The organism is Streptomyces sp. DSM 116793, from assembly GCF_057320905.1.
This window is the reverse complement of sequence record NZ_CM170494.1, coordinates 5,428,628-5,441,921: the sequence shown is the minus strand read 5'-3', so window position 1 is coordinate 5,441,921 and position 13,294 is coordinate 5,428,628. Positions and strand designations below refer to the sequence as shown.

10 protein-coding genes are annotated in these 13,294 nt (G+C 71.1%); 1 reads left to right on the top strand and 9 read right to left on the bottom strand.

The features are described from left to right. Window positions 1–9 precede the first annotated feature (9 nt). The 7 genes from ACSMXW_RS21255 to ACSMXW_RS21225 all read right to left on the bottom strand — a co-directional run bounded on the left by ACSMXW_RS21255 (window position 10) and on the right by ACSMXW_RS21225 (window position 7,861). Window positions 10–2,520 carry an NADH-quinone oxidoreductase subunit G gene (locus ACSMXW_RS21255; protein WP_485798372.1) on the bottom strand — a complete coding sequence of 837 codons (2,511 nt, stop codon included), beginning with the start codon at window positions 2,518–2,520 and terminating at the stop codon, window positions 10–12. Continuing rightward, window positions 2,517–3,902 (bottom strand): NADH-quinone oxidoreductase subunit NuoF, encoded by a 1,386-nt coding sequence (gene nuoF / locus ACSMXW_RS21250; protein WP_485798371.1) that lies wholly within the window; start codon window positions 3,900–3,902, stop codon window positions 2,517–2,519. The genes ACSMXW_RS21255 and nuoF overlap by 4 nt, the downstream gene beginning before the upstream one ends. Then, window positions 3,902–4,732 carry an NADH-quinone oxidoreductase subunit NuoE gene (gene nuoE / locus ACSMXW_RS21245; RefSeq protein WP_485808193.1) on the bottom strand — a complete coding sequence of 277 codons (831 nt, stop codon included), beginning with the start codon at window positions 4,730–4,732 and terminating at the stop codon, window positions 3,902–3,904. Before nuoE ends, nuoF begins: the two co-directional genes overlap by 1 nt. A gap of 98 nt (window positions 4,733–4,830) precedes the next feature. Then, window positions 4,831–6,153: an NADH-quinone oxidoreductase subunit D gene (locus ACSMXW_RS21240; protein ID WP_485798369.1), complete on the bottom strand. Its 1,323-nt coding sequence runs from the start codon at window positions 6,151–6,153 to the stop codon at window positions 4,831–4,833. Further along, window positions 6,150–6,884, bottom strand: coding sequence for an NADH-quinone oxidoreductase subunit C (locus ACSMXW_RS21235; protein WP_485798367.1), 735 nt, complete (start codon window positions 6,882–6,884; stop codon window positions 6,150–6,152). The genes ACSMXW_RS21240 and ACSMXW_RS21235 overlap by 4 nt, the downstream gene beginning before the upstream one ends. Beyond that, on the bottom strand, window positions 6,881–7,435 hold the full coding sequence (locus ACSMXW_RS21230; protein WP_485798365.1) for a NuoB/complex I 20 kDa subunit family protein: 555 nt from the start codon (window positions 7,433–7,435) through the stop codon (window positions 6,881–6,883). Before ACSMXW_RS21230 ends, ACSMXW_RS21235 begins: the two co-directional genes overlap by 4 nt. 66 nt (window positions 7,436–7,501) lie before the next feature. Then, window positions 7,502–7,861, bottom strand: a complete 360-nt coding sequence (locus ACSMXW_RS21225; protein ID WP_485798364.1) for an NADH-quinone oxidoreductase subunit A — start codon at window positions 7,859–7,861, stop codon at window positions 7,502–7,504. Window positions 7,862–8,790: 929 nt separating this feature from the next. Between ACSMXW_RS21225 and ACSMXW_RS21220 the strand changes: the two genes are divergently transcribed. Then, entirely contained in the window at window positions 8,791–9,585 is a 795-nt protein-coding gene (locus tag ACSMXW_RS21220; protein ID WP_485798362.1) for a C40 family peptidase, read from the top strand. Window positions 9,586–9,676: 91 nt separating this feature from the next. Here ACSMXW_RS21220 and ACSMXW_RS21215 read toward each other — a convergent pair whose 3' ends face one another. Further along, window positions 9,677–11,605, bottom strand: a complete 1,929-nt coding sequence (locus ACSMXW_RS21215; protein ID WP_485798360.1) for a hydroxysqualene dehydroxylase — start codon at window positions 11,603–11,605, stop codon at window positions 9,677–9,679. Window positions 11,606–11,842: 237 nt separating this feature from the next. Next, window positions 11,843–13,126, bottom strand: a complete 1,284-nt coding sequence (locus tag ACSMXW_RS21210; protein ID WP_485798358.1) for a geranylgeranyl reductase family protein — start codon at window positions 13,124–13,126, stop codon at window positions 11,843–11,845. Window positions 13,127–13,294 lie beyond the last annotated feature (168 nt).

Here is a 13,294-nt window from a genome sequence, read left to right as displayed (position 1 = left end):
CCTGGGGCGTCATGCCGTCACCTCCGTGACCTCCTGGGACACCGGCGCCACGGCCGGGCCGATACGGACGAGTTCACCGGGGTGCGCGCCGAGGTCGGCGGCGGTTCCGGAGCCTGTGGAGTTCAGCGGCAGCCAGACGACGCGGTCCGGCATCTGCGTCACCCGGAGCGGGAGTTCCACGACCCCGGCGGGCCCGGTGACGGCGAGCACGTCGCCGTCCTTGACGCCGGCCTCGGCGGCGGTGGCCGCTGAGAGCCGGGCGAAAGCGGCGTGCCGGGTGCCCGCGAGGGCCTCGTCGCCGTCCTGGAGGCGGCCCTGGTCCAGCAGCATCCGGTGGCCCGCGAGCACCGCCTCACCGGCGCCCGGGCGGGGCATGGCGGCCTGGGTCTCCACGGGCCCGGCGGCCCGCGGCCCGTCCCAGGTGCCGAGCCGGCTCAGCTCCGCGCGCGCGGTGCGCACGTCCGGCAGGCCGAGGTGGACGTCCATGGCGTCCGCCAGCATGTGCAGCACACGCAGGTCGGCGGGCGCGAGCCGGCGGGTCATCATGTCGGGTTTCAGGGCGGCCTCGAAGGGCCGGCCGCGGCCTTCCCAGGTGAGGAACGTGCCGGCCTTCTCGGCGACCGCGGCCACCGGGAAGACGACGTCGGCCCGCTCGGTGACCTCGCTGGGCCGCTGCTCCAGCGCCACCACGAAGCCCACCCCGTCGAGGGCGGCGCGCGCGGCGGCCGGGTCGGGCAGGTCGGCGACCTCGACGCCGGCGACGAGCAGCGCGCCCAGCACGCCGCCGGTCGCGGCCTCGATGATCTGGCCGGTGTCCCGTCCGAGGTGGTGCGGGAGTTCGGCGACGCCCCAGGCCGCGGCGACCTCCTCCCGCGCGCGCGGGTCGGTGGCCGGCCGGCCGCCGGGCAGCAGGGTGGGCAGGGCGCCCGCCTCGATCGCGCCGCGCTCCCCGGCCCGGCGCGGGATCCACACCAGCCGGGCGCCGGTCGCGGTCGCGGCGCGCACGGCGGCGGTGAGGGCGCCCTGGACGCCGGCGAGCCGTTCGCCGACGGCGATGACCGCGCCCTCGGCGTGCAGCGCCTCGGCCGCCGTGACCCCGTCGTCGTGGAGGCCGACACCGCCGGCGAGCGCGTCGAGCCACTCGGTCTCGGTGCCCGGCGCGGCCGGCAGCAGGGTGCCGCCGGCCTTCTGAAGGCCCCGGGTGGCGTGGCTGGCGACGGCGAAGGTGCGCTGGCCGTGCTTGCGCCAGGCCTTGCGCAGCCGCAGGAAGACGCCGGGTGCCTCCTCTTCGGCCTCCAGGCCGACGAGCAGCACCGCGGGGGCCTTCTCCAGCGCCGCGTACGTCAGGCCCGTGCCGTCCAGGTCCCTGCCGCGGCCGGCGACCCGGGCGGCCAGGAAGTCGGCCTCCTCGGCGCTGTGCACGCGCGCGCGGAAGTCGATGTCGTTGGTGTCGAGCGCCACGCGCGCGAACTTGCTGTACGCGTAGGCGTCCTCCACGGTGAGCCGGCCGCCGGTGAGCACGCCGGTCCTGCCGCGCGCGGCGGCCAGGCCCTCGGCCGCGGCGGCCAGCGCCTGCGGCCAGCTCGCGGGCTGGAGCTCACCGGTCTCCGGGTCGCGCACCAGCGGCTCGGTGAGCCGGTCGGGGCGCTGCGCGTAGCGGAAAGCGAAGCGGCCCTTGTCGCACAGCCACTCCTCGTTGACCTCCGGGTCGTTGGCGGCGAGCCGCCGCATGACCTTGCCGCGCCGGTGGTCCGTGCGGGTGGCGCAGCCGCCCGCGCAGTGCTCGCACACGCTCGGCGAGGACACCAGGTCGAACGGGCGGGAGCGGAACCGGTACGCCGCCGAGGTGAGCGCGCCGACCGGGCAGATCTGGATGGTGTTGCCGGAGAAGTACGACTCGAACGGGTCGCCCTCGCCGGTGCCGACCTGCTGGAGCGCGCCGCGCTCGATCAGGTCGATCATCGGGTCGCCCGCGATCTGGTTGGAGAACCGGGTGCACCGCGCGCACAGCACGCAGCGTTCGCGGTCGAGCAGCACCTGTGCGGAGATCGGCACCGGCTTCTCGAAGGTGCGCTTGGTGCCCTCGAAGCGGGAGGTGGGGTCGCCCACCGCCATCGCCTGGTTCTGCAGCGGGCACTCGCCGCCCTTGTCGCAGACCGGGCAGTCCAGCGGGTGGTTGATGAGCAGCAGCTCCATCACGCCCCGCTGGGCCTTCTCGGCGACCCCCGACGTCACCTGCGTCCTGACGACCATGCCGTCCGTGCAGGTGATGGTGCACGACGCCATGGGCTTGCGCTGGCCCTCGACCTCGACGATGCACTGCCGGCACGCGCCGGCCGGGTCGAGCAACGGGTGGTCGCAGAACCTGGGGATCTCGATGCCGAGCAGTTCGGCGGCGCGGATGACCAGGGTGCCCTTGGGCACGCTGATCTCGATGCCGTCGATGGTCAGCGAGACGAGATCTTCGGGTGGGATGGCAGCCTCCGAGCCCCCGGAGGGAGCGCCCGTGGTTACCGTCATGCGTTCACCTCCGTGGTGTCGGTGGGGCCGTCCGCCCAGGCGGTCGACCGGGCAGGGTCGAACGGGCAGCCCCTGCCGGTGATGTGCTCCTCGTACTCGGCGCGGAAGTACTTGAGCGAGGAGAAGATCGGCGAGGCGGCGCCGTCGCCCAGGGCGCAGAAGGACTTGCCGTTGATGTTGTCGGCGATGTCGGCGAGCTTGTCGAGGTCGCTCATCGTGCCCTTGCCGGCCTCGATGTCGCGTAGCAGCTGGACGAGCCAGTAGGTCCCCTCACGGCAGGGCGTGCACTTGCCGCAGGACTCGTGGGCGTAGAACTCGGTCCAGCGGGTGACGGCGCGCACGACGCAGGTGGTCTCGTCGAAGCACTGGAGCGCCTTGGTGCCGAGCATGGAGCCGGCGGCGCCCACGCCCTCGTAGTCCAGCGGGACGTCGAGGTGCTCATCGGTGAGCAGCGGGGTGGAGGAGCCGCCGGGCGTCCAGAACTTCAGCCGGTGGCCGGGGCGCATCCCGCCACTCATGTCGAGCAGCTGGCGCAGCGTGATGCCGAGCGGGCCCTCGTACTGGCCGGGGCTCGCGACGTGCCCGCTGAGCGAGTAGAGCGTGAAGCCCGGGGACTTCTCGCTGCCCATCGACCTGAACCATTCCTTGCCCTTGTTCAGGATCGCGGGAACCGACGCGATGGACTCGACGTTGTTCACGACAGTGGGGCACGCGTACAGACCGGCGACGGCAGGGAAGGGAGGACGCAGTCGCGGCTGGCCGCGGCGGCCCTCGAGGGAGTCGAGCAGCGCGGTCTCCTCACCGCAGATGTACGCGCCCGCGCCCGCGTGCACGGTGAGTTCCACGTTCAGTCCGCTGCCCAGCACGTTCTTCCCGAGATAGCCCGCCGCGTACGCCTCGCGGACGGCCTCGTGCAGCCGCCGGAGCACGGGGACGACCTCGCCGCGCAGATAGACGAAGGCGTGCTCGGACCTGATCGCGTAGCAGGCGATCACGATTCCCTCGATGAGGGCATGCGGGTTCGCGAAGAGGAGCGGGATGTCCTTGCAGGTCCCCGGCTCCGACTCGTCGGCGTTGACAACTAGATAGTGCGGTTTGCCGTCGCCCTGCGGGATGAACTGCCACTTCATACCCGTGGGGAAGCCTGCGCCGCCCCGGCCGCGCAGGCCGGAGTCCTTGACGTAGGCGATGATGTCGTCCGGCTCCATCGCGAGGGCCTTGCGCAGGCCCTCGTAGCCCTCGTGGCGCCGGTAGACGTCGAGCGTCCAGGACTTCGGCTCGTCCCAGAAGGCCGACAGCACCGGTGCGAGCAGCTTCTCGGGGTTGCTCTCCGTGTGGGCCTCCGGCCGGGCGGCGTCCCCGTTCTCGGCTGTCAAGGTCATCACTCCCCCTCCTCGGTGACCGGTCCGGCGGGATGCTCGGGGTCGGAGGCCGAGGTCTTCTGCGGCGCGTCGTGCGAGCTGAGGTGCTCGGCGCCGGCGCCCGGCGTGTCGGTGGGTGCGTGCCGCGCGGCGGCCGCCTCGCGGGGGTGCACCACGCGCGCCGCGGCGGCGCTCTCACCGCGGGCGAGGCGCAGCCCGATCAGCGACGCGGGGCCCGCGCCGCCGGTCGCCTCGACGGCCCCGGGGCGCTCGTCCGGGAAGCCCGCGAGGATCCGCGAGGTCTCCTTGAAGCTGCACAGGGGAGCACCCCGGGTGGGCTCCACCTGGGCCCCGGCGCGCAGGTCGTCGACCAGGCGCTTGGCGGACTCGATGGTCTGGTTGTCGAAGAACTCCCAGTTCACCATCAGCACGGGCGCGAAGTCGCAGGCGGCGTTGCACTCGATGTGCTCCAGCGTGACCTTGCCGTCCTCGGTGGTCCCGCCATTGCCGACGCCCAGGTGCTCCTGGAGGGCGGAGAAGATGGCGTCGCCGCCCATCACCGCGCACAGGGTGTTGGTGCAGACGCCCACGTGGTACTCGCCGCCGGGCGTGCGCCGGTACATGGTGTAGAAGGTGGCGACGGCGGTGACCTCGGCGGTGGTCAGGTCCAGCAGCTCGGCGCAGAACTGCACACCGGTGCGGGTGACGTGACCCTCCTCGGACTGCACCAGGTGCAGCAGCGGCAGCAGCGCGGAGCGGGCGCCCGGGTAGCGGCCGATGATCTCCCTGGCGTCGGCCTCCAGCCGGGCGCGCACATCGGCGGGGTACTCCGGGGGCGGCATCTGCGGCATGCCGAGACCCACCGCGCCGGCCGGGGGTTCGGGGGCCCGCCCCCGCTCGGACGCAGCGTCGGGTGCGGGCGGTTGGGTCATGCCCAGGCTGACGTCTGTCACCGGTCGACGCCTCCCATCACGGGGTCGATGGACGCGACGGCCACGATGACGTCGGCGACCTGGCCGCCCTCGCACATCGCGGCCATCGCCTGCAGGTTGGTGAACGACGGGTCGCGGAAGTGGACCCGGAAGGGGCGGGTGCCGCCGTCGGAGACCACATGGGCGCCGAGTTCGCCCTTGGGCGACTCGACGGCCGCGTAGGCCTGGCCGGCCGGGACCCTGAAGCCCTCGGTGACCAGCTTGAAGTGGTGGATCAGGGCCTCCATGGAGGTGCCCATGATCTGCTTGATGTGGTCGAGGGAGTTGCCGAGACCGTCCGGGCCCAGGGCGAGCTGGGCGGGCCAGGCGATCTTCTTGTCGGCGACCATCACCGGGCCCGGCTCAAGCCGGTCGAGGCACTGCTCGATGATGTTCAGCGACTGCCGCATCTCCTCCAGGCGGATGAGGAAGCGGCCGTAGGCGTCGCAGGTGTCGCTCGTCGGGATCTCGAACTCGTAGTTCTCGTAGCCGCAGTAGGGCTGCGCCTTGCGGAGGTCGTGCGGCAGGCCCGCGGAGCGCAGGATGGGGCCGGTCGCGCCGAGCGCCATGCAGCCGGTGAGGTCCAGATAGCCGACGTCCTGCATCCGGGCCTTGAAGATCGGGTTACCGGTGGCGAGCTTGTCGTACTCCGGGAGGTTCTTGCGCATCGTCTTCACGAACTCGCGGACCTGGTCGACCGCGCCGGGTGGCAGGTCCTGGGCGAGTCCGCCGGGCCGGATGTACGCGTGGTTCATGCGCAGGCCGGTGATCAACTCGTAGAGGTCGAGAATGAGTTCACGATCACGGAACCCGTAGATCATGATCGTGGTGGCGCCCAGTTCCATGCCGCCGGTGGCGATGGCGACCAGGTGCGAGGAGAGGCGGTTGAGCTCCATGAGCATCACGCGGATGACGCTCGCCCGGTCCGGCACCGCCTCCTCGATGCCGAGCAGCTTCTCCACTCCGAGGCAGTAGGCCGCCTCGTTGAAGAACGGCGTGAGGTAGTCCATGCGGGTGACGAAGGTGGTGCCCTGTGTCCAGGTGCGGAACTCGAGGTTCTTCTCGATGCCGGTGTGCAGGTAGCCGATGCCGCAGCGGGCCTCGGTGACCGTTTCGCCGTCGATCTCCAGGATGAGCCGGAGCACGCCGTGCGTGGACGGGTGCTGGGGACCCATGTTGACCACGAGGCGCTCGTCGTCGGCCTTGACCACGGCCTCGACGACCTCGTCCCAGTCACCGCCGGTGACCGTGTAGACCGGTCCTTCCGTGGTGTCGCGTGCCGATGCTGACTGCGTCGTCATGAGTACGACCTCCGCTGGTCCGGAGCCGGGATCTGGGCGCCCTTGTACTCGACGGCGATGCCGCCGAGGGGGTAGTCCTTGCGCTGCGGGAAGCCCTGCCAGTCGTCCGGCATCATGATCCGCGTCAGCGCCGGGTGACCGTCGAAGATCAGGCCGAAGAAGTCGTACGTCTCGCGCTCGTGCCAGTCGTTCGTCGGATAGACGGAGACCAGTGAGGGGATGTGCGGATCGTCGTCGGGTGCGCTGACTTCGAGGCGGATCAGGCGATTGTGGGTGATCGAGCGCAGGTGGTAGACGGCGTGCAGTTCGCGGCCCTTGTCGCCGGGGTAGTGCACGCCGCTGACGCCGGTGCACAGCTCGAAGCGGAGCGCCGGGTCGTCGCGGAGGGTGCCGGCGACGCGGACGAGGTGCTCGCGCGCGATGTGGAAGGTCATCTCGCCGCGGTCGACGACCGTCTTCTCGATGGCGTTCTCCGGGAGGAGGCCCTGCTCCTCCAGGGCGCCCTCCAACTCGTCCGCGACCTCGTCGAACCAGCCGCCGTAGGGCCGGGAGGCGGGCCCGGGCAGCCGGATGGAGCGCACCAGGCCCCCGTAGCCGCTGGTGTCGCCGCCGTTGTCGGCCCCGAACATGCCGCGCTGGACCCGGATCTCCTCGCCCTGCTCGCCGCGCTGGCCGGGGAGGTTCTGGCTGTTCAGGTCCTGTTCGGGGTTGGTTCCGTGTCGCTCGGTCACCGCAGCAGCCCCTTCATCTCGATCGTGGGAAGCGCCTTCAGGGCCGCCTCCTCCGCCTCACGGGCGGCCTCCTCGGCGTTCACGCCGAGCTTGGAGGTCTGGATCTTGTGGTGGAGCTTGAGAATGCTGTCCATCAGCATCTCGGGGCGCGGGGGGCAGCCGGGGAGGTAGATGTCCACCGGGACGACGTGGTCGACGCCCTGCACGATGGCGTAGTTGTTGAACATCCCGCCCGAGGACGCGCAGACGCCCATGGAGATGACCCACTTCGGGTTCGGCATCTGGTCGTAGACCTGCCGCAGCACCGGTGCCATCTTCTGGCTGACCCGGCCCGCCACGATCATCAGGTCGGCCTGCCGCGGGGAGCCGCGGAACACCTCCATGCCGAAGCGCGCCAGGTCATACCGCCCGGCGCCGGTCGTCATCATCTCGATGGCGCAGCAGGCGAGGCCGAACGTCGCGGGGAAGACGGAGGACTTCCGCACCCAGCCCGCGGCCTGCTCGACGGTCGTCAGCAGAAAACCGCTCGGCAGCTTCTCTTCGAGTCCCATAGGCCCTTCAAGCCCCTCTTGTCCCTCGCGTGGTCGTTACGCGGTCTCTCGCTTCTCAGTCGCTGCTCAGTCCCACTCCAGGCCGCCGCGCCGCCACACGTACGCGTAGGCGACGAAGACGGTGAGCACGAAGAGCAGCATCTCGACGAGCCCGAACAGCCCCAGGGCGTCGAAGGTGACGGCCCAGGGGTAGAGAAAGACGATCTCGATGTCGAAGACGATGAAGAGCATCGCCGTCAGGTAGTACTTGATCGGGAACCGTCCGCCGCCGGCCGGTGTCGGCGTCGGCTCGATACCGCACTCATAAGCTTCGAGCTTGGCTCGGTTGTACCGCTTTGGACCGATAAGCGTGGCCATCACCACGGAGAAGATCGCAAAAGCTGCCCCGAGGGCTCCCAGTACGAGGATGGGCGCGTACGCGTTCACCGCTCCTCGCTCCTCTCAGTCGGCGCTGACTCCTACGGCGGTGCCGGACCCGCTTCCCCGCGCGGGAGGCATCCCGGACACCGGCCCCGGCCGATCGATCCAGCGATCGGCCGCCGATCCGGCGATCCGGGACCCCACCGCTCCTCCACTCGGCCACGAAGATCGCGTCCATGTGAAGCAGGTCACAAGCCCGACTGCCTCGCATCTTATGCCCGCCGGTCTGTGATCTGCGACACGGGGTCACGCATCACCCTTGTGATCTCTACCACCTGACGAACGATCATGAATCCCGAATGGCCGTGATCTTCACACGCGAAGCGGCCCTGCGGTCACCGGACGTGACAACGAGCCGCGTTTCCGCTGGTAGCAGCGGCAGCCCCTATATCAAGCCATCCTGTCTTGGCGCAAATTCGCGCTGGACGGAACTGCCTGATAAAGGGCCGGTTCATACAGGGAGGGACCCAGACGGGAGGACACGGGGCGAGACGGGCGCTACGTCCGGGGGTGGGCGTGTGCTCCCGTTCACGAGAGGAATGGCCGACGCCTGCGCCATGGAGTCACCGCGCCGGTGGCGTTGGCCCCGCACCTCCTTCAGAGGAAGCACCCCACCCCGACACCGGCCGCACAAGCCCGACAGGACGGCCGTTATAGACGCAACCCAACAAGCCGCCGTTCCGTGACACTGGCCACATTCACCTCATGCGGCGCACCGGCGAGGCTTGGCAGCGGGGCCCAACCGATGGTAGGTGCGGAGCAATTCGGGCGTATCGCGGAAAGTGCGTGAGCACAGGCTTGATCATCTCAATCCGGAGCAGCGCCGGAGGTAGCACGAAACGCGACACACCCGGGATTCAGTGGCCTGTGGAGCAACTGTGGCGCACCCCACGTTTCTTGAAGGTTACGGTCAGGCCCTGATAGCGGTTGTTCACATGTCCCACACCGCTCACATACCCAGCCACCGGAAAGCCCGACGCAGTGCGCCGAGATTCGCCCTGTGTGCGGGAGTCGCCGGCGGTGTCCTCAGCACCCTGGCCGTGACGGGCGCGTCGGCCCAGACGACCGCCGTCGAACCCGTGCACGACACGGTCGAGATGCCCACGCTCACCGACGGCCTGGCCACCCGGGCCGCCGCGGCCGCGGACGCCACGCAGGAGGCGGCCGCCGCCTACGCCACGCAGGCGGTGCAGAACGCGGCCGTGTCCCACGCCGCCGAGAAGGCCAAGAAGTCGAAGGCCGCGGCCGAACGGAAGGCGGAGGCCAGGAAGAAGGCCGAGGCCGCGCGGAAGGCGGCGCAGGCGCGCGCCTCGCGCTCCGCCGAGCGCACCACCCTGCACACCGAGTCGACCGCCTCCAAGGTCTCCGTCCCCGGCGGCAGCGCCGGTGCCGTGCTCTCCTTCCTGACCGCGCAGCTCGGCGACGCCTATGTGATGGGCGGCACGGGACCCAACTCCTGGGACTGCTCCGGCCTGGTGCAGGCCGCCTTCAAGCAGGTCGGGGTGAGCCTGCCGCGTACCTCCCAGGAGCAGTCGACCGCGGGCACCCAGGTGCCGCTGTCGAGCATCCGGCCCGGCGACATCCTGTACTGGGGCGGGATGGGCTCCGCCTACCACGTCGGCGTCTACATCGGTAACGGGCAGTACCTGGACGCGGCGAACCCGTCCAAGGGCGTCGTCGTGCAGGACCTCTCCGGCTACCCGGCCAGCGGGGCGGTCCGGGTCCTCTGAGACACGGGAGGTGCGGGGGCCAAGTGGCGCCCCCGCACCCCCTTTTTTTGTGTGCTTCTCTCGGGTGCTTCGCACCCGTTGGGGGCGGCCGTCAGCCCAGGTCGAACGTGTTGGGCAGGCCCAGCCGGTGGCGCAGTTCGTCCACGCGCTTCAGCGGCTCCATCGCGGGCGGCCGGTACAGCTCCCAGATCCGGCAGCGCTCGGCGTCGGAGCCGTCCCGGTCGAGCAGGGCGTTGACGGCGCGCCGTGCGGACTCGTTGGCGCCCTCCATCGTCGCCAGGTCGACGTCCGTGCGGACGTAGTCGCCCGCCAGGAAGAAGTTGGGGACCGCCGTGCCCGCGGAAGGGCGGTTGTAGAGGGTGCCGGTGGGGTGGACGAGGAGTTGCTCGCGGTTCTGCGGGTCGGGGCCGCCGAGCCCGGTCACCGCGGGGTCCATGAACCAGCCGAGCCGGTCCTCGTCGGTGAGCGTGGTCGTGCCGGTGTCGTTGAGCGCGTCCTTCAGCTGCGCCCAGCACTCCGCGACGATCTCCTCCTTGGTGCACTCGCGGGCCGTCTTGCCGTAGAGGATGCCGGGCTGGTCCCACTCGGAGACGATCGCGGAGAGGCAGTCGCGGGCCGTACCGTCGCCGTAGTCCGCGGGGAAGTCCCGGTCCCAGAACTGCGCCTGTCCGATACCGGTCACCGACCAGGGCGAGTCGAGGCAGTTGATGTGGCCGTGCACGACGGGCGTGGGGGTGCGCAGGTAGTACTGGATGCCGACCATCCAGTCCGTCCGCAGCGCGTCGCACCGGGCGAGCCGGGGGTCGGCGGCGCGCAGGGCGCTGCCCCAGGTGGCGCGGGCGTGCTCGACGGGCATGGCCGAGACGTAGTGGTCGGCGGTGATGACGCGCTCCTGGCCGCCGTCCCGCGCCGAGACCCGGACGCCGCTCACCCTGCCGTCGGCGTACAGCACCTCGCGCACCCGGGTGCCGAGCACGAACTCGACGCCGAGGGAGCGCAGGTGGCTGCCCCAGGGGTCGATCCAGGCCTCGGTGGTGGGGGCGTTCAGGACGCGGTCGATGTCGGCGTCGCCGTCCATGCCCTGGCCGAGGATGCCCCACACCACCAGCGCCTCGAGAATGCGGCCGATGGTGCGGGTGGAGGCCTCCTGGGCGCGGGTGGCGACCAGGTTGCGGGTCTGGCCGATGCCCAGCACGAGCTGGTACTCGCGGCTCATCTCGCCGGCCCGGATGAAGTCCCACCAGGAGATCTTCTCCCACTGGTCCTCGCGGCGCGCGTCGCAGCTCGTGAGATGGACCAGGAGCCGGTCGGCGAAGTACGCGGCCTCGTGGGCGGGCAGCCGGGTGGTGAGGTCGAGCGCCGAGAGCACCTGGTCGCGGATCCAGGACGGGGTGATGTCGCCGGGCGCGGGCGGCGTGGTGGCCCGGCGCAGCGGGAAGTGCAGGTCGGCGCGGCCGGCGTCGCGCGCGAAGAGGGCCTCGGTGCCGCTGCGGAGGTTGTCGTGGACGCCGTTCGGGTTGCCGGGGAAGGGGATGCGGCGGAAGGTGTCGGGGAGGTTGCGGTAGAAGCCGGGGAAGAACCGGAAGCCGTGCTCGCCGGGGAGGGGTTTCCGGCCACCCGCGGCGGTGCCGGGGACGTCCATCGAACGGGCCTTGCCGCCGATCACGTCGTAGTACTCGTAGACCGTGACGGCGTAGCCGCGCTCGGCCAGCTCGTGCGCGGCGCTCAACCCCGACACGCCGCCGCCGAGCACGGCGACGCGCTTGCGGGAGGCACGGGGTGCGGTGGAGGCTGCCTGTGCGGCCTGTGCTGCTTGCTTGGCCTGCGCGGCTTGCGTGGCCCGTGCGGCCTCTGCGCCCTCCGCGCCCTCCGCGGCCCGTGCGCCTTGTGCGGCTGCGACGGTGAGCGCGGCCGTGCCGGCCACGGCCGACGCGCCGGCCAGAAAGCGTCTGCGGGTGTGCCCGGACGGCTGCCGGGCCTCGTCTTCGGACGCCTCGCGTCCGGTCTGTTCCGCTGCCATGGGCACGGGAGGGTACGGCGCGGCCCCCACCGGCGGAACCCGCCCGAAGGGCCGCCCACAGCACCCTCACACTCCGTTCGAGGCCCCGAACCCGTGCTCGGCGGGACGGCGAGCATCCCACGCCAAGGCCTGCCGACTGGACATGCCCACATCTGCCCAAGCCTGCCCAAGCCTGCCCAAACCGCCCGGGCTTGCCCAAGCCCTTGCCCAAGCCCTTACCGAAACCCGCGGCCGGGCTCAGGCCTTGGGGGCGATCTTCGTCAGGCCGTTGATGATGCGGTCCATGGTGTCGCCGCCGGTGGGGTCGGTGAGGTTGGCGAGCATTTTGAGGGTGAACTTCATCAGCAGCGGGTGGGTCAGGCCGTGCTGGGCGCCGATCTTCATCACCTTGGGGTTGCCGATGAGCTTCACGAAGATCCGGCCCAGGGTGTAGTAGCCGCCGTAGGTGTCCTTGAGGATCTTCGGGTAGTTGCGCAGGGCCAGCTCGCGCTGGGCCGAGGTGGCGCGGGCATGGGCCTGGACGATGACGTCGGCGGCGATCTGGCCGGATTCCATCGCGTAGGCGATGCCCTCGCCGTTGAACGGGTTCACCAGACCGCCCGCGTCCCCGACCAGCAGCAGGCCCTTGGTGTAGTGCGGCTGGCGGTTGAAGGCCATGGGGAGTGCGGCGCCGCGGATCGGGCCGGTCATGTTGTCCGGCGTGTAGCCCCAGTCCTCGGGCATCGACGCGCACCACGTCTTGAGCACCTCGCGCCAGTCCAGCTCCTTGAAGGAGGCGGATGTGTTGAGCACGCCGAGGCCGACGTTGGAGGTGCCGTCGCCCATGCCGAAGATCCAGCCGTACCCGGGCAGCAGCCGCTCCCGGCCGCCGCGCCGGTCCCACAGCTCCAGCCAGGACTCCAGGTAGTCGTCGTCGTGCCGCGGCGAGGTGAAGTACGTGCGCACCGCGACGCCCATCGGGCGGTCCTCGCGGCGGTGCAGGCCCATGCCGAGGGAGAGCCGGGTGGAGTTGCCGTCCGCGGCGACGACCAGCGGGGCGTGGAACGTGACCGGGGTCTTCTCCTCGCCCAGCCTGGCCTCCACGCCGGTGATCCGGCCGGTGCGGGCGTCGGTGACCGGCGCGGAGACGTTGCACCGCTCGTACAGCCGGGCGCCCGCCTTCTGCGCCTGCCGGGCGAGCTGCTCGTCGAAGTCGTCACGCTTGCGGACCAGGCCGTAGTCCGGGTAGGAGGCGAGATCCGGCCAGTCGAGCTCCAGCCGTACGCCGCCGCCGATGATCCGCAGGCCCTTGTTCCGCAGCCAGCCGGCCTCCTCGGAGACGTCGATGCCCATGCCGACCAGCTGCTTCACCGCGCGCGGGGTGAGGCCGTCGCCGCACACCTTCTCCCGGGGGAACGCCGTCTTCTCCAGCAGCAGCACGTCGAGCCCGGCCTTGGCCAGGTGGTACGCGGTGGTGGAACCGGCGGGTCCGGCCCCGACGACGATCACGTCGGCGGTGTGTTCGGAGAGGGGCTCGGTCACGGCGGGGGCTCCCCAGGGCATCGAAATCTGTGTGCCGGACGGCACGGGACATGGGCAGTCTATGCAGGAGAACTGATCAACCGACTGAAGGGCTGCCCGTGACGGGGCGCCGCGTCCTGCCCGGTGTGCGCGGGGCTCGCGTGTGCGGGGCTCGCGCGTGCTGGGTTC